The organism is Paenibacillus assamensis DSM 18201 (genome assembly GCF_000422445.1).
Classification (GTDB): domain Bacteria; phylum Bacillota; class Bacilli; order Paenibacillales; family Paenibacillaceae; genus Paenibacillus_B; species Paenibacillus_B assamensis.
The window spans coordinates 1-17429 of sequence record NZ_AULU01000017.1 but is presented as its reverse complement, the minus strand read 5'-3'; the positions used below and the strand labels follow the sequence as shown (position 1 = coordinate 17429).

Here is a 17429-nt window from a genome sequence, read left to right as displayed (position 1 = left end):
CCAGAGCGGATTATCTTTTTTCTGTACATATGGTATAGGATAGGGTATATTTCAACATGCTTGGATTAAGAGCAATTTAGCAGGGACAAACGGTAATGCATCTACACGATCGACCTATAAGTCTGTGCAAAATAGGTAACGGAGTGATCATTTGAGTAAAAGCAAAGGTAAAGGAACGGGGAGAGGAACAGGCAAAAAAGGCTGGAACCGCTGGCAGGCTAGTGAGAAGCGGAGACAGAATGCGCCAAAACCTTACAAAAGCAAGGGTACTAAAAATCCCAATGGAACTAATGCTAGTGACACTAAAGGTGACTGATCGAAATAGAAAGCATGTTGCTAATTCTTTATAGAAGAGAACAAGCATAGTTTGCTGAGTAGTTAAAAGGAGATGGAGTAAATGGAATTGGACAACCAAGAATTGCAACAAGAAGCAGCTTCAAAATATGAGGAATTAAAAAAAGCGGCAAACCGTACATCTAATTGGAGAGAGCGTTTGGATGCTGTTGAACAATTGGGTCAATTGGACAACCCTAAAGCGATTGATGTACTCAAGCATAGATTGACGAATGATTCGGTGTATCAAGTTCAAGAAGCTGCTTACCGTGAACTTAAGAAGCTTGGTGAAGATGTTCAATTGCCGCCAAGAAAAAGTGGTGAAATCGTTAAAGGACTTACGAAACTGTTGGTGAGAATCAAAAAGAGCTTGCCAGCTGATCATACGTATGAGCAATTCAAAGAGAAGCTTCAAAAAATGCGTTCAGACGTATATGATGCTTACGAAGGACAAAAAGGCGATGAGTTCGATCAATGGCTTGAAAGCACATGGGCTTCGCTATCTAACAAGTAGTCATTAATAGGTGTGTTCATCTTACTGAACATGTGAATAGGAAGAAAACGACGATTGCATGGACGTGCAATCGTTTTTTTTATGTGAATTTTTAATATCATATTGCCAACCCCGCTCAACAACAAAACCGTCGGTTATTTAGAACTGCTTACTCCAGCTGTGGAAAAGCATGCCACTAATGGGCATGCTTTTTTAGTACAACGAGCCTCCTATATGACATATGTCATGTCCCCTTATGACGTTTATGACTATTGCCTATGACAGGTTCTTTTTATAATAACATTAGATAAATACGTCTTTGTAGGGTAGGTTCGTTATGCGTCATATTTGGGAGGAATACATGCGATGACTCAAGCTCAACAAGCGAAGTTAAGAAAAGACATGATGCCTTATGAAAAATCAGATCCTAAAAAAAGTATTCGACAAATGATTAACACGCTTATACCGTTGTTTTTACTTTGGTATGCGGCATACGCAAGTTTATCCGTATCGTATTGGCTTACACTGCCGATCTCGATTATAGCAGCAGGCTTTGTTATCCGAACGTTTATTATTTTTCATGATTGTTGCCATCAATCGTTCTTTAAAAGCCGCAAAGCAAACGATATTATCGGTAACATTACCGGTGTAATAACTTTGGTTCCTTATCAACAATGGAAAAATTGCCACGCGATACATCACGCGACGAGCAGCAACCTCGATAAGCGTGGAATCGGAGATATGTGGGTACTGACAGTTGATGAGTATGATGCAGCTCCATTAAAGACGAAAATAGCTTATAGAGTATATCGTAATCCGTTTGTAATGCTCTTCATTGGGCCCATTGCTATCTTTTTAATTGCTTATCGCTTTAACCGTAAAGGTGCTAGAGCGAAGGAGAAAATAAATACGCATATGACAAATGTTGCGATCGTAGCTTTGTATGCATTTATGTGCTGGCTCATTGGTTGGCAGGCATTTGTTCTTGTTCAAGGACCAATCTTCTTTATTTCAGCAATGCTTGGCATTTGGTTGTTCTATGTGCAGCATCAGTTTGAGAATTCTTACTTTGAGCATGAAGATGAGTGGAGTTATGTATTGGCTGCGGTGGAAGGTAGCTCGTACTATAAGCTGCCGAAAGTGCTGCAATGGTTGACGGGCAATATCGGATTCCATCATGTGCATCATCTAAGCCCGAAAGTGCCTAACTATAACTTAGAAAAAGCGCATGATGACACACCGCCGCTGCATCATGCGACGACGATTACATTGCGAACAAGCCTGTCTTCCCTTCGTTTCAGCTTATGGGATGAAGAGAGCAAGTCCTTTATCAGCTTCAAGGATCGGAAGCGCATCATGATGCGTAAGAGCGTGTCATTGAAGTAATCGTAGTAGCTCTTCTTAGAGCATCTTTAATTATCTAATTAAACGGAATCCGACAAGTTTCATCGTGGATATGGTACGATATAAGTAACTTGAGACAGCAAGAGAAAGGGGGGATTCGATGCAGAAGTGGTATCATATTTTTCAAAGAAGTACAGGTCTAAGCCCGTATGTATGGGTCATCTTCTACATCCTCCCTTTCTATTTTATATTTAGTTCCACCTCTATGTACGAAAGCATTATCGGCATCGCTATGGTACTGATGTTCTTTGCTTGCTATGTGCTTTCTTTTGTTTCAACAGGGCGGATCATGTATTTCTGGACAGCGGTGCAAATCTTAATTTCGGTTACGATGACGGTACTGTTCGGTTATGTGTATTTTTCGCTCTTTTTGGCGTTCTTTATCGGAAATATTCAGCATAAAGTAGGTTTTATTACGATGTATTGCATTCACCTCGTGACGACTTTCGTGACGATTAACTACGGGTTTTTAACGAAGAATCCAGTTATGCTCTCCCAGATTCCCTTTATCCTTGTCAGCTTGCTTGGTGTCGTTCTCCTTCCAGTTACGACATACAATCGAAATAAGCGCGAGAAGTTGGAAGTGCAGTTAGAGGATGCTAACAAGCGGATTTCGGAATTGGTGAAGCTGGAGGAGCGTCAACGAATTGCACGTGACTTGCATGATACATTGGGACAAAGGTTATCGTTAATTGGATTGAAAAGTGACCTAGCCAGCAAGCTCATCACGAAGAATCCGGTTCAAGCACAAGCGGAAATAAAAGATGTTCGGCAGGCCGCTCGCAGTGCGTTGAAGGAAGTGCGCGAGCTGGTCACACAAATGCGTGGGGCTAGATTGGACGAAGAAATGTTCCGTGTAGAGCAAATTTTAAAAGCTGCGGAAATTGAACTGGTTGTTAAAGGTGAAGTAAGGCTTCCCAACACATCATTATTAAATGAAAATGTGCTCAGCATGTGTGTGAAAGAGGCCGTTACGAATATTGTGAAGCATAGTCATGCTACGGCATGTACCATTGAGATAGAATCTGCTGAAACGAAGGCAACGATTAGGATTGAGGACAATGGGGTAGGATTACCGAAGTCTTTCAACCTTTCCAAAGGGAACGGGCTTCAAGGCATGAAAGAACGTCTTGAATTTGTGAACGGCACGATGGAAATGATAACCGACAATGGAACGAAGCTCATTATTAGTGTACCGAACGTATTCAGAGCACCTGAACAGGAGGTAGGGAAATCATGATTCGTATCGTAATAGCTGAAGACCAGCGCATGTTGCTTGGCGCACTTGCTTCCCTGCTTGATTTGGAAGAGGATATGAGTGTCGTCGGTCGAGCGAGCAATGGTCAGGAAGCGGTTGAATTAGTACGTCAGCATAAGCCGGATATTTGTGTTATGGATATTGAGATGCCGGGGATGAGTGGTTTGGAAGCGGCAGAGGAGCTAAAAGGATTTGGCTGCAAAGTGCTTATATTAACTACCTTTGCTCGAAGTGGGTATTTTGACAGGGCACTCAAGGCGGGAGCGAACGGCTATTTGCTCAAAGACAGTCCGAGTGAAGAGCTAGCAAGCGCAATTCGCAGCATTATGGCGGGTCGACGTATTTATGCATCAGAGCTTGTCGATGAGTCGTATGGGGAGACGAATCCGTTAACAGACCGTGAGAAAGAAGTTCTTGAGCTGATCGCGGATGGCAAAAATACGAAAGAAATTGCAAGCCAGTTGTATTTAACGACAGGGACGGTTCGCAACTACATTTCGGTTATTTTGGATAAGCTCGACGTCAGCAACCGGATCGAAGCGATTATGCGCTTCAAAGAGAAGGGCTGGTTTAAATAGTCGAATAGGTCAATAGGTTGAATAAGTGAATATGTTGAACATGGTAAAAGACCGTTTGGAGATGAGTTGACTATCTCTGACGGTCTTCATTTGAGTTAATTGAGTTGATGCAATAAAAATAAATGGATGCAAACATGCATCTTTTTAAAGCTCATTTTATGAGAGAAATAGAAATTGATGCGAATATGCATTTATTTCTGCTTATTTTCCATGTGGGGCACTTATTTCGTAAAAATGCCTGCACATTTGCAGTTATTTTCCTCAACCAGTTGTTTTCAACTCCAATTAGATGCACTTTTGCATGAATTCAAGGAAGAAGATAGACAAAGTCGCATCATCATTAGCTTGGATGTAGACTGATCTAACTCGATACACTTGATACATTTACAATTCCTCGCCCGAGTATTCATGGCCAATGTCAACGTATTCAAATGGCTGCTCTTCTTCTGCTACTGCTTGAATTTCTTCCGCTCCAATAGCGAGGTAGCGATACCCATCCTCTGCGTGTTTTTTTAAAGCCCGTTCCTTTACAAACTTAGGGCTGGCCTCTGCCGCGTCTTCATCATATACGAGCAATATCCCATCTGTTTTGCGAAATAATAGATCATCACGAGCGACGAACTGCCATTTTCCGATATAGGGGCCGTTGCTAACTGCGGCATAATGGTCCACCTGCTGCAAAATCTGCTCGTAGCTTGCTTTTTTATCATCGCCCCATTGCGGGTCAGGCTGAGTGAAGGCGGTAATTATCGAACATTTCAGATGGGGATATTGCTGCCGAAGGGATATCGCAGCCTCAATGGCCCACAGATCGACTCCATGCTGTCCTGGAGTAATAACCCACTCTAGTCCTTCTTCCACCAATGGAATTAATCGGTTTGTAATTGCTTTACGGATATAGGTGATGCCTTTATGTTTCTGGCTGAAAATACCGAGCTCGTGTGCTCGATAGCCAGTTATAAGCAGGTTCTTCACAATGTATTTCCTCCAACTTTACGTGCGATTTCATCTTGTAATCTTATATTATTATAATGGTTGAAAGCCTCTGTATACAGTTTATCTCTGTCAGGATGGGATTCAAGTTGAGAAAAATGATGATTTAGATGTAGTTGCACTTGTAACAAAGTGTATCGATATTCAGTTCTTTGGCCTATTTAAAAAGTGAATTAATAGTTAAATAGTTCCAAATGACCACATATTTAGTCCTCGGATCTTGTCTTATTAGGCCTTACTTACCTGTTTTTACAATGATACATTTGGGTAATATTAGGTGAATATAAATCTTGGGAGGAACTTGTTTTGAAGAAATGGACAGTAGCACTACTTAGCGCAATTCTCGTCTTAGGTATTACGGCTTGTGGAAATGATAAGGGGGCAACTGGCACAACTACAGACAATAAGCCAGCTGCAACAGAGACACAACAGAAGCCAGCTGCAGCAGTACCGACAGCTGAAGAACTTATCACAAAGACAGTTGAAGCGGGTAAAACATCCAAGAATTTTGCAATGGAAGGTACGATTAAGCAAAACATTACGGTTGGTGAAGGCGATCAGAAGCAAGAGCAGAAGGTCGATATTTCATTGAAGAGTGAGATTACAAAAGACCCAATGCATCTTTATCAAGAAATGAAAATGTCTTTGGCTGGTCAAGAGCAAAACATGAAACAATATATTGCTAAAGAAGGTATGTTTGTTGAAGTTGAAGGCGCTTGGGTCAAGCTTCCTAAAGAAGCTGAAGCTGAATTGTTGGCTCAAGTACAAGGACAAATTAGCCCAGAACAGCAGTTTGAAGCGTTCCGTGCTGCTGCGAAAGATATGAAAGTAGCTGAAGAAGGCGATCAGTATGTGATGAATGCTGAATTGTCCGGTGATGGAATGAAGGAAATGGTTAAGAAAGTAATGAGCCAATCTGCAAGTGGTAAAGATCCACAAACGTTAGCGATGATTGAGCAAATGAACATTAAAAGTGTAAAGCTTTCCTTTGCTGTGAATAAAGAAACATTTTTGCCAACAAAGTCTGACATGGTGATGGATTTGACGATGGAAGAAGGCGGGCAAAAAATGAGCTTGCTTATGGATATGAAATCTACTTTCTCCAAGCATAATGAGATTGGCGAAATCAAAGTGCCGCAAGAAGTAATTGATAGCGCTAAACAACAATAATACGATTATGACCGCTGAGCCTAAGGCTTGGCGGTTTTTTAATTTAATTGCTGTGATCATAGCACTATATTTTACCAAGCAAAGCCGCTATATTAAAACAAGTGTGTAATGTAAATATACTTGGGTGGAAATATTCTCCCCGTCCGAGTATGACAAGTGACCTAGTCCATTCATTATTAGTAGTAGAATAAAGGGGATGTATGATGAGAGAGCGGCTTCGTATGTTTTGCACAAGATTAACACTGTTGGTAGTCATAACGGTTTTCTGTATTCCAGTTGCGACAGTAAGTGCGAGTAGTAAGGGAGGATCAGAAACGTATACGATTAAGAAGGTGGATGGTTCAGGCAAGATGAAGCCTGCTTACTATTCAACGGCATGGAAATTCCAATTTCCAAAAGAGTGGGAGATTGGAGCTACCGTTGTAGATAAAAAACGTAATATGATGATTGTTATGTACGCTGTAAAAAGTAAAGAGAATGAATTATTTAGTTCTACAAAAAATAAGGAATACGGGCTAGCAAGTTATGACTTAACGACAGGTGAGCGCGTATGGAAAATCTCTTTGTCAGGATTGTTTGAAGGAGATTTCAGCACCTATGCTTATATGGATGAATTGGAAATTCAGCATAATGGTGAAATCATAATAACGGGTTATATAACTAAAGAAGTTCAAAAGATGAGCGAAACAGGAGACAGTTATTTTCAGAGCGAGACGATCGGTGATGCGATATTAACAGTCCAATCAGCTACAGGAAAGATTACAAGGAAAATTGTGACGCCAGTATTAGAAAATAATGATTTTACAGTAAAAGGGCCATGGCTTCTGTCCGATGGCAGGTTAATGACAGCGTCTTCGCTAGATTTCGATGCTAATAAGACACTTTTGAGATATTATGATAGGACAGGGGAACTAATAAAGTCGATTGAGCACAATGGTCATTTAGCCCATTTTAGCAATGGTGAATATGTGTATATCGTAAAGTACGAACATGATTTTAATAAACTAACGGTTACTGTGCGAGATGAAGCGGGTAAAGTACTACGAAATTATACATACAATCGTGAACAAGGAAAATTGAAAAAAAATCAAGTGGAAAATGCGTGGAAAGCTGAGTTTTTGCCAGACGGAAAGTTCGTAGTATCTGCTAATATTTATAAAAATACAAAGGAACAACCGCTTCTTTTCAAAAGAATAAGTGTCTTTTCTAAGCATGGTAAACGGCTATGGATGCATAATGTAGCGGCGTCAGATTCAGATCGAGATTCTCTCTATTATACAATCATAGGTGATCGATTGTACGTAATGAATTATAAAGCTTCTACACTTGCAGAGATTCATAATGGCAAGATGCTGAAGCCAGTTAAGCTTGGAACAGGGCCGCTTAGTGAAAGAATGACTATATTAGGGGATGGTATGTTTTATACCCAGAAGAGAAGTCATTTGGATCATAATAAAGGTTACTATTATGTCGGCGCAGTGAAACCTGTACGTAATATCCTTCAAGTAACAGTTCCAGATCATACAAGTCTAAAATGGACTGATTCTACACGAGTATTGTTGTTTAACTATTCAAACAATCAGATGACCTTGCTTCGTGTAAAGTAAGTTGGTAAGCGCAAGCATCTATACTGCCACATACGATGGAACGGGACTAGGAGAAGCTCAAGCAGAACCAACTGCTTGGGCTTCTTTGCTGTGTATACATCGCGAGGTTGAAGCCATACACTTCATATTACAGCCAGTCTATAGTAAAGTTAGATGTAGTCATTATTTTAAATAACGTTAAACGTACACATAGATAGAGACATATGAGGAATGAGGAACTACAGTTGAGACAATTTAAAAAGGTTTACATCGAAATTACGAGCGTATGCAACTTGGCATGTACCTTTTGCCCACCTACCGAAAGGGCGAAAGGCTTCATTAAGCTCGATACGTTCAATCACGTGCTCGACCAAGTAAAGCCGCATACGGATTATATTTATTTGCATGTGAAAGGCGAGCCTTTACTCCATCCGAAAATTGACGAGTTGCTTGATGCTGCACATGAGAAAGGGCTCAAGGTCAATATTACGACGAATGGAACGTTGATTACGAAAAATAAACATAAGCTGCTCGGCAAGCCTGCACTTCGCCAAATGAACTTCTCGCTGCACAGCTTCGATGGCCATATCGGTTCTGAGAATCGGGAGAAATATTTGCGTGAAATTCTCTCGTTCGTTCGTGAAGCAGAAGAACATAAAGTTATTTTCTCGTTCCGCTTGTGGAACTTAACGCAGGACAATATGACCAATCTAGAGAAGCAGCGCAACCGTGAAACGTTGGAAGTGTTGGAGAAGGAATTTAACCTCGACTTTAAAATTGAGGAAAAGGTCGTTCCTGGCAGCGGTGTTAAAATAGCGAATCGTATTTATTTGAATCAAGACCATGAATTCCAATGGCCGAGCCTCGATGCACCAGAAGACGATGGCAAAGGGTTCTGTTATGCGCTGCGCAGCCAAGCAGCTGTACTCGTTGATGGAACAGTTGTGCCATGCTGTCTGGATGGTGAAGGTGTTATCAATTTGGGCAACGTACACGAGAAGACATTTACGGAAATTATCGATGGGGAACGGGCGAACAATCTGTATTACGGTTTTTCCAACCGTGAAGCAGTAGAAGAATTGTGCCGCAGGTGCGGATATCGACAGCGTTTCGGAACGTAGTCGATAAATGTGAGTGATCGAAACCCGCAAGATTTTATTTAAAAATTTTGATTGACAACTTTTTCATATGTGTGTAATATTTCTTTCAATGCAACTTCATATTTTTACCTTATCAAGAGCGACTGAGGGAATAGGCCCTACGACGTCCGGCAACCTTACCATCGAGTAAACGGTGCTAAATCCTACGGAATGAGAACCATTCTGAGAGATAAGTTAGCCAATGACACAAGTCTAACCTCTTTCTCTAGCGAAAGAGGTTTTTTTTTATATAAAGAGACTATACGGCGGTATTGGCTAAGCAGCGAGAATGAAGCAATGGGGTGAGAGAGATGATCGAGATACAGAATCTCGTAAAAGAGTACAAGAGCAAGAAAGCAACCGTGCTCGGGGTAAACAATGTTTCCTTAACGATTAACAAAGGAGAAATTTTCGGGATCATCGGTCGTAGTGGAGCAGGCAAAAGTTCCTTGCTGCGCTGCATCAATTTACTGGAGGAGCCGACTTCAGGGCATGTGTTCGTAGACGGTGTCGATCTGACAACGCTCAAGGGAGAGCAGCTGCGGCAAGCGCGCCTAAAAATCGGGATGATTTTTCAGCATTTTCATCTCATTCGTGCGAAGACCGTTTATGAAAATATTGCATTCGCACTCAAAGCGAATCACAAGTCCCCCCAAGAAATAGAGGTACGTGTTACGGAACTGCTCGATATGGTTGGACTAGCGGATAAGCGGGATGCGTATCCTGCGCAATTGAGCGGTGGGCAAAAGCAGCGCGTTGGTATTGCAAGGGCTTTGGCCAATGATCCGCATGTTCTGCTGTGTGATGAAGCGACTTCTGCCTTAGATCCAGAGACGACGCAGTCGATTCTAGAACTGCTGAAGAAGATTAACCGTGAGCTGCAGCTGACAATTGTGCTCATTACACATGAGATGGAAGTTGTGAAAGACATTTGTGATCGGATGGCAGTTATGCAAAACGGCATAATTGTCGAGGAAGGCAAAGTATATGATACGTTCTCTGATCCGAAGCACCCGACGACGCAGTCATTTATGAAGAGTTTGTTCCAATTCGAGCTGCCAGAACGCATGTTGAAGCAATGCCAAGGAACGATTGTCAAAATTCACTTCGTTGCTCCGCAAGCAGAGGAAGCTGTCATAACAGAGGTACTGCGGACGTTCGATGTTAAGGGTAACATTTTACACGGCAAAATCGAGTACATCCATGACAACCCGCTCGGCATTCTAATTTTAGAGTTAATCGGAGACGGTGCTGAAGTACAGCGGGCAATTGATTATATTGCGAAGCGAACGCATCGAGTGGAGGTGCTGCATCATGTTTGATTTTTCATCCGTGATTGAAATACTGCCTGATTTAAATAAATCATTTTTCCAGACGCTTTACATGGTAGGAATTTCGCTTGCAGCAGCCATTGTAGTCGGATTGCCGATAGGAATTGTACTGTTCGTGACGGATCGCGGTTTATTTCTTGAAAATGTGGCGGTAAAGAACATGTTAGGCTTCATCGTAAATATGATCCGATCGATTCCATTTATCATTTTGATGGTGTTGTTGTTCCCATTTACGAAGATGATTACAGGAACAACCATTGGCCCTACAGCTGCATCGGTATCGTTGTCGGTCGCTGCCATTCCGTTCTTTGCAAGATTAGTAGAGCAAGCTTTGCGTGAAATTGATAAGGGAGTCATTGAAGCTGCGGTGTCAATTGGCGCAACACCATGGATGATCATTAAAGATGTGCTGCTTCCTGAAGCAAAGCCAGGCATTATCCAAGGCATTAATATTACAGCGATTAGCTTGGTTGCCTACTCAGCTATGGCTGGGATTATCGGCGGTGGCGGTATCGGGGACTTGGCCATTCGCTTTGGCTACAATCGCTATGACGATACGATTATGTTTACAACGGTTGTCATTCTTATTTGCTTAGTACAGCTCATTCAATACGGCGGTGACTTCATCGCGAAAAAAGTAGACAAGCGCTAAGATGCATACATATTTATATTAAGTGGAGGGGTATCATCATGAAAAAATTTGCACTTATTTTATCTGTTATTTTAACGATTGGCTTGCTGGCAGGCTGCGGTTCTTCATCGGACAAGGCTGGTTCTGCAAATGAAGATACGAAAGCGTTGAAGGTTGGTGCGACAGCTGGACCGTACAGTGATATGGTTACGAAGGTTATTAAGCCGATTATGGAGAAACAAGGATATACAATCGAAGTGATCGAGTTTGGCGACTATATACAGCCGAACCGTGCGCTAGGGAATGGAGAATTGCATGCGAACTTGTTCCAACACAAAATTTACATGGACAATTTCGCGAAAGAAAATGGGCTCCAGTTGTCTGAACTTGTTATCGTACCGACAGCGCCAATGGGCATCTATTCGAACAAATATAAGTCTTTAGAGGAAATTGCAGAGGGAAGCACTGTTGCGGTTGCAAATGATCCAACGAACTTGGCTCGTACGCTCGGCTTGCTGCAAGATGCAGGCTTAATTACAGTAGACAGCAACGTTGACCCGCTGCGTGTATCTGAAAAAGATGTGAAAGATAATCCGAAGCAGCTTGTTTTCCAACCAATCGAAGCGGGACAATTGCCGCGTGCAGTTGATAGTGTTGACCTATCGCTAGTTCCAGGTAACTTCGCACTTGCAGCGAAGATGGATTTGTTAAAGGCTTTGCAGCTGGAAAATATGCCGGATGACTACCGTAACCGTGTCGTTGTGAACACAGCTGACTTAGAGAAGCCATATGCAAAAGCATTGAAGGCGGCCGTAGAATCACCAGAATTCGAGAAAGCGATCGACGAGCAGTTCAAAGGCTTTGGCAAACCTGAGTGGATGTTGAAAAGGAAGTGAGTGACATCGTGACAGCGTCAGCGTTGGAACAACGAATTGTCGTCAGAGGTGCGCCTGCTCTTTACTATTGTGAAGATGGGATATTAGGCAAGTTGGAGTCATTGCTTCAGCCTTATGGCTTTCAAAGGGTGCTCGTCATTCATGGCGAGCGTTCTCTAGAGGCTGCGCAGCCTTATTTGCCTCAATTGAAGCAAACGCAGGAGCAAGATCAGGATCAGGAGCTGCAACATGCTTTTGAGCATGGATTGACCGAAGAATTGATAGACGAGCTTGCAAAGGAGAGGGAGGATTCGTACCTTTCCCTCATCTATGTTCGTTATCAAGGCGAGTGTACGTTAGTCGAAGCTGCGCGGCTTGCACAAGCTGCTCGAAATGAGCGGGCAGATGTGATTGTGGCCATTGGCGGCGGCAAAGTGCTTGATGTAGCAAAGGCGGCAGCTCATGAAGCGGAGTTGGAAGTCATTATGGTGCCGACACTGGCATCTAATTGTGCAGCATGGACACCGCTGACCGTATTTTATAATGAACAGGGGCAATTCACGCATTATACGATATTTCCGAAAAGCTCGTTAATGGTAATCGTGGAACCGCGTATTTCCCTAGAAGCACCTGTCGATTACTTGCGTGCAGGCATTGCGGATACGATAGCGAAATGGTATGAGGCGGATGTGCTTATACGCAAGTTGGAGCAGCCTGTTGCCGCGGTGCAAATTGCTCATCTAACAGCTCGTTTGTGTCAACGTGTACTATTAGAAGATGGTCTACAAAGCATTCAAGATGCGAAGCGCGGGGAACTTTCGCCTGCATTTGTGAAAGTGCTGGAGACGATTATGATGACGGGTGGTATGGTCGGTGGCTTTGGCGATCATTTAGGTCGTATTGCAGGTGCGCATTCCGTTCATAATGGATTGACCGTTGCCCCTTCTACTCATCATTTACTGCATGGTGATAAAGTTGCCTATGGCATTCTTGTGCAATTGGTGTTGGAGGGTAACCTAGCAGAAGTAGAAAAGCTGCTAAGCTTCTATCAGGAGATGGAACTGCCTTATCGGTTGTCGGATCTAGGGTTGTCTGTTCAAGATGAAGCTTTATTGAAGCTGGTGGCTTCTGGTACAACGAATCCGCAGGAATCTATTCATTTAATGGCTGAGGGAATAACAGCGGAGTCGGTATATGAGGCGATTATACGTCTTGAACAAGTTACCCAACATTTTTATAGTAATAGAATTGGGGAATAAGTGCGAAGCGGGTAAACGGAAAGATAGTTAGTTGATTACCATTACCATTAAAATATTGGGCGTGTTGCATCCGAGGGCAAAGGTTATTCTGGACTAAGAGATAATCTGATCGACATGTCATCTTGTAAAATAAAAGTAAGGCAGAGTAACCATCTAGTGGTTAGAAGGAGCTCTGCCTTGTTCTTTTACAAAGGGGAATTAAAAATTAGCCGCGCGATGGAAATATTCCATTGAGACAAATGATATAGTTTTGTACAAGGTATGGCTGCATATTGTTATGCGGTTGAGAACCACCTGATGTTTGCAGAGCATATATCGACATCGCTGCATTCGCGGTTGCATTATACAACGGTTCTTGTTTTTCGCGACCAGGTCTGCCTTCTTTAGGAGCTTGTGCCCATACGTGATTACTTGGCTTCTCCGTATCACCGACTTGATTAGCAGCTTGAGGATTATGGGTGTGAGCTGGCATTTCAGTATGCAGCAAAGTCACCACAGAAGTCCCTGCCTCCTCCCCGATAGTGCGAGGTGACAGCCCATGACCTTGACCTTGGTGCATGGGGGCTTTCCCCGTTAAGTTAGGCAGGGCAAAGGTGTTTTTTCCATCTCCGCCGTATTGATTGCCAATGATAGAAAACAGTACAGTATATTGTCGAATCTGCAACAGTTGTCCATTGCATAATGCCCAACCATTTGGGGCATAGTTACCTGCAAATATACGAATTTCTCCAGTATACGGGTCCATAATTCGATCTCCTCTCCTTTAACTTCTAGGTGGATAGATGCCATTTATAGCAATACAGTAATGGAAAGCCATATAAGGCTGCATATTGTTATGTGGCTGTGATTGTCCGGTAATGCCAATAGCTTGCGGATTCATCGGTTTCGGATGATCTAAGGATGTTTCGTAAAGATGAGCTGCTTCTGCCCACACATTATTTTGCGGGGAGACGATCGAAGCAGGACTGGATGATGCTTGTACTTGATGGTTATGCATCGGCATCTCGTTCATGGTTAATGTATGTGTGTCTTCGCCACCCGTTCTAGCAAATGGGAGTTGTGCTGAAGTATGAATGGAGACTTTACCGCGCAAGTCAGGCAGAGAGAAAGTAGTTCTTCCATCTCCGCCATAATAAGTGCCAAGTAAAGAATATAGGGCCTGATTCGTTTGGATATTTAGTATTTGGCCATCACATAACGCCCAGCCCCGAGGTACCGTATTATACGGGAACATTCGAATTTCTCCTAAAAATGGTTCTGCCATCGTACATCACTCCTTCTATTATTGAGAGCTTGGAAATACGCCGTAGAGTGCGATAATAAATGTGATCGTCATAGAGGGCATCATGTTGTCATGGGGCTGGCTTCCCCCAGTAGGTGTAATAGATTGTGCGTTCATAGGAACAAGGGCACCTTGTTGTCCCTGTCCAAAGTTAGTTGTTGGTGCTCCTGCCCACAGGGCATTAACAGGCGAGGCAGTATTCCCAGTCGTTTCGACTGACAGTGCTAGATGTGTATGTGCTGGCAGTTGGCCTGTTGTCAGGGTCACTGTTTCCGTACCACCTATTCTGCCAAGTGGATACGTAGTGCTTCGATGAATCGGAATGCGACTTTGCAAGTTAGGCAGGCCAAAAGTAGTCTGTCCATCCCCGCCGTAAGTATTTCCTACTAGCATAAACAGCGCTTCATTTTCAGCAATGCTGAGCAGTTGTCCGTTGCACAAAGCCCAGCCAGTTGGTGCATAATTGCCGGCAAACATGCGAATCTCCCCTAAATAAGGCTCGCTCATTTGTACATCACCTCATGTTTAATTGTGTGAATTCCATTCCATAGAGTAGTATAGTCCGTTGTTGTCGGTTCTTTTGAATCCCAGACGTTCATACAGTTTAAATGCAGGATTGCTGTGCAGGACGGAAAGGTGAAGGGACTTGGAAGTAGAAGCGGCTTCTGTCTGCAATTCGGTAAGTAGGGTGGTTCCAATCTTCTGATTCTGGTACTGCTTTAAAATCGTAATGTCCACGAGTACGATCTTGTGATCATAACGCGAGACGATAATACGACCCACTTGAACATCCTCTACGTATACAATAAGTTGTTCAGCATGCGGGTATTGTGCGGCATAGGAATGCTTTTGCGCCATCCACTGCATGTGAAGAAAAGCGTCTTGTGCTGATTCCTCCCATCCCCATAATTGCACTTCATCCATTCGACTTTCTTTGTACAACTGAAATAGAAAAGGTTCATCTTCTGGGTCTGCTTGCGTGTAGTACATTAGGGCACCTCTTGTGGAAAATTGGTGAAATTTGTAGATGGCTTGCTATGAATATATCACAATGATAAGTCAAATCAACAACATTTTTAACGTGTATTTAGTAGAAAAGTCATATATAATGACAGAGAATAAATTGGAAAAAGATGTAATATGTCATATCCGACATATTAACTTTTTGTCATTTTGTATCGGATTTTAATAGAAGGGGAAAGAGGTGGAACGGTTCAATGAGGAGAAGGGGAAATGAGATTCGTTTTTGGCGAGGCGTAGGTATTGTCCTGCTTAGTTTTGCTATTATTTTGACGGGAAGTATAGGGCCTTGGTTCGGGAATGTGCAGGCAGCTTCGAGTTGGAATGCTCATACTTCAGGTACGACGAAAGACATTAATAATATTGCATATGGTAACGGGCGTTGGGTGGGAGTTGCCAATCAGGGGCAAATTATTACGTCTACAGATGGAGCTTCGTGGAGTATGAAAGCAATAGCAATTTCACCGTTAGGTGTACTGTATGCAGGAAATCGATGGATTATGGTGGGTTATGCAGGGAAGATGTACACTTCTGTCGATGGAGACACGTGGATTCAGAAAACGACGAATGTATCGGCTGATCTTAGTTCAATTGCTTATAACGGAAGTATCTATGTTGTTGTAGGAGCAAACGGCACGATTCTAACTTCGAATGACGCGGATACTTGGACAGTCAAAAAACAAGGTACAGATTCTTTGAATGCGGTTACTTATGGCGGAGGAAAATTTGTAGCGATTGGATCTGGAGGAGTTATTTATACTTCCTTTGATGGTGGAAGCTGGGTGAAGGTATCATCTGGAGTAACTACGCAGCTATTCGGTTTAACGTACGCGAATAGTAGATATATTGTAGTTGGTGAGAACGGTACACTGCTTACTTCAATGGATGGCACTACATGGACACAACAAGCATCACCGGTGGGTACCTCTTTTTACGGTGTAGCATATGGCGGCAATAAATTTATTGCGGTTGGAGACTCCATTATTTCTTCTTCTGACGGAGTTAACTGGGTTCCAGAAGACCCGGGAAGTCCTCATTATTTTAATCATATTGCATTTGGGGATGGGAGATTTATAGCGGGAGGGGAAAACGGAAGGCTAATATCGCAATTAGTACCAAAGTCGAGCAATGCGAACTTGAGTAACTTGACGCTAAGTGCGGGAACGCTGAGCCCAGTGTTTGCATCTGGCACATTGAGTTACACGGCGAACGTGGCAAATGCTGTAACGGAGCTGGATGTAACGCCAACGGTAACGGATAGCAAGGCGAGCGTGAAAGTGAATGGCGCGACGGTAGCAAGCGGAAGTGCATCGCGAGTAGCATTGAATGTAGGAGCGAACACGATTACGGTAGTCGTGACGGCGGAAGATGGAACGCCGAAGACGTATACAGTGACGGTGACACGAGCAGTGCCGAAGTCGAGCAACGCGGACTTGAACAGTCTGGCGCTGAGTGTCGGGACGTTGAGTCCGACGTTTGCGTCTGGACAAACGAGCTACACGGCAAATGTGGCAAGTGGAGTAACGGAGCTGAATGTAACGCCAACGGTAGCGGACAGCAAAGCAACTGTAACGGTAAATGGTGCGACAGTGGCAAGTGGAAGCGCATCGCGAGTGTCGTTGAATGTGGGTCCGAACCCGATTGCGGTGGTCGTTACTGCGGAAGATGGAACAACGAAAACATACACAGTAACGGTAACGCGAGCGCAGTCAAGCAATGCAGACTTGAGCAGTTTGACGCTGAGTGAGGGAACGTTGAGCCCAGCTTTTGCAACAGGAACCACGAGCTATACGGCGAGTGTGGCAAATAATGTAGCATCGCTAGATGCGACTGCAACGGTAGCGGATAGCAAAGCAACTGTAACGATAAATGGTGCGTCAGTGGCAAGTGGCAGTGTAACGCGAGTGTCGTTGAATGTAGGTTCGAATCCGATTACGGTAGTCGTGACGGCGGAGGATGGAACGCCGAAGACGTATACAGTAACGGTGACGCGAGCGAAGTCAAGCAATGCGGACTTGAGCAGTTTGATGCTAAGCGCGGGAACATTGAGTCCAGCGTTTGCCTCTGGTACGACAAG

At 43.3% G+C, this 17429-nt stretch carries 18 protein-coding genes and 1 riboswitch; of the genes, 13 read left to right on the top strand and 5 right to left on the bottom strand.

Going from position 1 to position 17429, the window contains the following annotated elements:
- Positions 1-151 precede the first annotated feature (151 nt).
- From H580_RS25845 to H580_RS0110660, 5 genes are all read left to right on the top strand, one after another.
- On the top strand, positions 152-316 hold the full coding sequence (locus H580_RS25845; protein ID WP_084509147.1) for a DUF3934 family protein: 165 nt from the start codon (positions 152-154) through the stop codon (positions 314-316).
- An 87-nt stretch (positions 317-403) separates the two neighbouring features.
- Positions 404-847 carry a HEAT repeat domain-containing protein gene (locus H580_RS0110675; RefSeq protein ID WP_028594779.1) on the top strand — a complete coding sequence of 148 codons (444 nt, stop codon included), beginning with the start codon at positions 404-406 and terminating at the stop codon, positions 845-847.
- A 345-nt stretch (positions 848-1192) separates the two neighbouring features.
- Positions 1193-2212, top strand: a complete 1020-nt coding sequence (gene desA / locus H580_RS0110670; RefSeq protein ID WP_028594778.1) for a Delta(5) desaturase DesA — start codon at positions 1193-1195, stop codon at positions 2210-2212.
- Positions 2213-2330: 118 nt separating this feature from the next.
- Positions 2331-3470 (top strand): sensor histidine kinase, encoded by a 1140-nt coding sequence (locus tag H580_RS0110665; protein ID WP_028594777.1) that lies wholly within the window; start codon positions 2331-2333, stop codon positions 3468-3470.
- Positions 3467-4066 (top strand): response regulator transcription factor, encoded by a 600-nt coding sequence (locus H580_RS0110660; RefSeq protein ID WP_028594776.1) that lies wholly within the window; start codon positions 3467-3469, stop codon positions 4064-4066. Before H580_RS0110665 ends, H580_RS0110660 begins: the two co-directional genes overlap by 4 nt.
- A gap of 384 nt (positions 4067-4450) precedes the next feature.
- Here H580_RS0110660 and H580_RS0110655 read toward each other — a convergent pair whose 3' ends face one another.
- Positions 4451-5041, bottom strand: coding sequence for an SLOG family protein (locus tag H580_RS0110655; RefSeq protein ID WP_028594775.1), 591 nt, complete (start codon positions 5039-5041; stop codon positions 4451-4453).
- Between the two features lie 324 nt (positions 5042-5365).
- On the opposite strand from H580_RS0110655, the gene H580_RS0110650 reads away from it, so the two are divergent.
- The 7 genes from H580_RS0110650 (at position 5366) to H580_RS0110620 (ending at position 13050) form a co-directional block, all read left to right on the top strand.
- Positions 5366-6229: a DUF6612 family protein gene (locus H580_RS0110650; RefSeq protein ID WP_028594774.1), complete on the top strand. Its 864-nt coding sequence runs from the start codon at positions 5366-5368 to the stop codon at positions 6227-6229.
- A 200-nt stretch (positions 6230-6429) separates the two neighbouring features.
- A complete protein-coding gene (locus H580_RS0110645) occupies positions 6430-7836 on the top strand; it encodes a hypothetical protein (RefSeq protein WP_157282843.1) in 1407 nt (468 codons plus the stop codon).
- A 224-nt stretch (positions 7837-8060) separates the two neighbouring features.
- The gene (locus H580_RS0110640; protein ID WP_028594772.1) at positions 8061-8936 is read left to right on the top strand and encodes a radical SAM/SPASM domain-containing protein; all 876 of its coding nucleotides are present in this window, start codon (positions 8061-8063) and stop codon (positions 8934-8936) included.
- Positions 8937-9042: 106 nt separating this feature from the next.
- Positions 9043-9151: riboswitch (SAM riboswitch) on the top strand.
- Positions 9152-9265: 114 nt separating this feature from the next.
- On the top strand, positions 9266-10276 hold the full coding sequence (locus H580_RS0110635) for a methionine ABC transporter ATP-binding protein (protein WP_028594771.1): 1011 nt from the start codon (positions 9266-9268) through the stop codon (positions 10274-10276).
- Positions 10269-10937 (top strand): methionine ABC transporter permease, encoded by a 669-nt coding sequence (locus tag H580_RS0110630; RefSeq protein ID WP_425414127.1) that lies wholly within the window; start codon positions 10269-10271, stop codon positions 10935-10937. The genes H580_RS0110635 and H580_RS0110630 overlap by 8 nt, the downstream gene beginning before the upstream one ends.
- A gap of 38 nt (positions 10938-10975) precedes the next feature.
- Complete coding sequence (locus H580_RS0110625) at positions 10976-11812, top strand: MetQ/NlpA family ABC transporter substrate-binding protein (protein ID WP_211224402.1); 837 nt, start codon at positions 10976-10978, stop codon at positions 11810-11812.
- A gap of 8 nt (positions 11813-11820) precedes the next feature.
- A complete protein-coding gene (locus H580_RS0110620; protein ID WP_245583540.1) occupies positions 11821-13050 on the top strand; it encodes an iron-containing alcohol dehydrogenase family protein in 1230 nt (409 codons plus the stop codon).
- A 205-nt stretch (positions 13051-13255) separates the two neighbouring features.
- On the opposite strand, the gene H580_RS0110615 is transcribed toward H580_RS0110620, so the two are convergent.
- The 4 genes from H580_RS0110615 to H580_RS0110600 are packed head-to-tail and all read right to left on the bottom strand — an operon-like array spanning position 13256 to position 15322.
- A complete protein-coding gene (locus H580_RS0110615; RefSeq protein ID WP_028594767.1) occupies positions 13256-13798 on the bottom strand; it encodes a phage tail protein in 543 nt (180 codons plus the stop codon).
- A 15-nt stretch (positions 13799-13813) separates the two neighbouring features.
- Positions 13814-14314: a phage tail protein gene (locus H580_RS0110610; protein WP_028594766.1), complete on the bottom strand. Its 501-nt coding sequence runs from the start codon at positions 14312-14314 to the stop codon at positions 13814-13816.
- Between the two features lie 18 nt (positions 14315-14332).
- Positions 14333-14839, bottom strand: a complete 507-nt coding sequence (locus H580_RS0110605) for a phage tail protein (RefSeq protein WP_028594765.1) — start codon at positions 14837-14839, stop codon at positions 14333-14335.
- Between the two features lie 18 nt (positions 14840-14857).
- Complete coding sequence (locus tag H580_RS0110600) at positions 14858-15322, bottom strand: GNAT family N-acetyltransferase (RefSeq protein WP_028594764.1); 465 nt, start codon at positions 15320-15322, stop codon at positions 14858-14860.
- Positions 15323-15549: 227 nt separating this feature from the next.
- Between H580_RS0110600 and H580_RS25480 the strand changes: the two genes are divergently transcribed.
- Positions 15550-17429 (top strand): cadherin-like beta sandwich domain-containing protein (locus tag H580_RS25480; RefSeq protein ID WP_051217394.1); only part of this gene is annotated, 1880 nt, incomplete at its 3' end.

Excerpts from the sequence above, each read along its gene's own strand:
- H580_RS0110635 (WP_028594771.1), top strand. The coding sequence starts at position 9,266 with ATGATCGAGATACAGAATCTCGTAAAAGAGTACAAGAGCAAGAAAGCA.
- H580_RS0110625 (WP_211224402.1), top strand. The coding sequence starts at position 10,976 with ATGAAAAAATTTGCACTTATTTTATCTGTTATTTTAACGATTGGCTTG.
- H580_RS0110660 (WP_028594776.1), top strand. The coding sequence starts at position 3,467 with ATGATTCGTATCGTAATAGCTGAAGACCAGCGCATGTTGCTTGGCGCA.
- desA (WP_028594778.1), top strand. The coding sequence starts at position 1,193 with ATGACTCAAGCTCAACAAGCGAAGTTAAGAAAAGACATGATGCCTTAT.
- H580_RS0110605 (WP_028594765.1), bottom strand. The coding sequence starts at position 14,839 with ATGAGCGAGCCTTATTTAGGGGAGATTCGCATGTTTGCCGGCAATTAT.
- H580_RS0110665 (WP_028594777.1), top strand. The coding sequence starts at position 2,331 with ATGCAGAAGTGGTATCATATTTTTCAAAGAAGTACAGGTCTAAGCCCG.
- H580_RS0110645 (WP_157282843.1), top strand. The coding sequence starts at position 6,430 with ATGATGAGAGAGCGGCTTCGTATGTTTTGCACAAGATTAACACTGTTG.
- H580_RS0110630 (WP_425414127.1), top strand. The coding sequence starts at position 10,269 with ATGTTTGATTTTTCATCCGTGATTGAAATACTGCCTGATTTAAATAAA.
- H580_RS0110600 (WP_028594764.1), bottom strand. The coding sequence starts at position 15,322 with ATGTACTACACGCAAGCAGACCCAGAAGATGAACCTTTTCTATTTCAG.
- H580_RS0110610 (WP_028594766.1), bottom strand. The coding sequence starts at position 14,314 with ATGGCAGAACCATTTTTAGGAGAAATTCGAATGTTCCCGTATAATACG.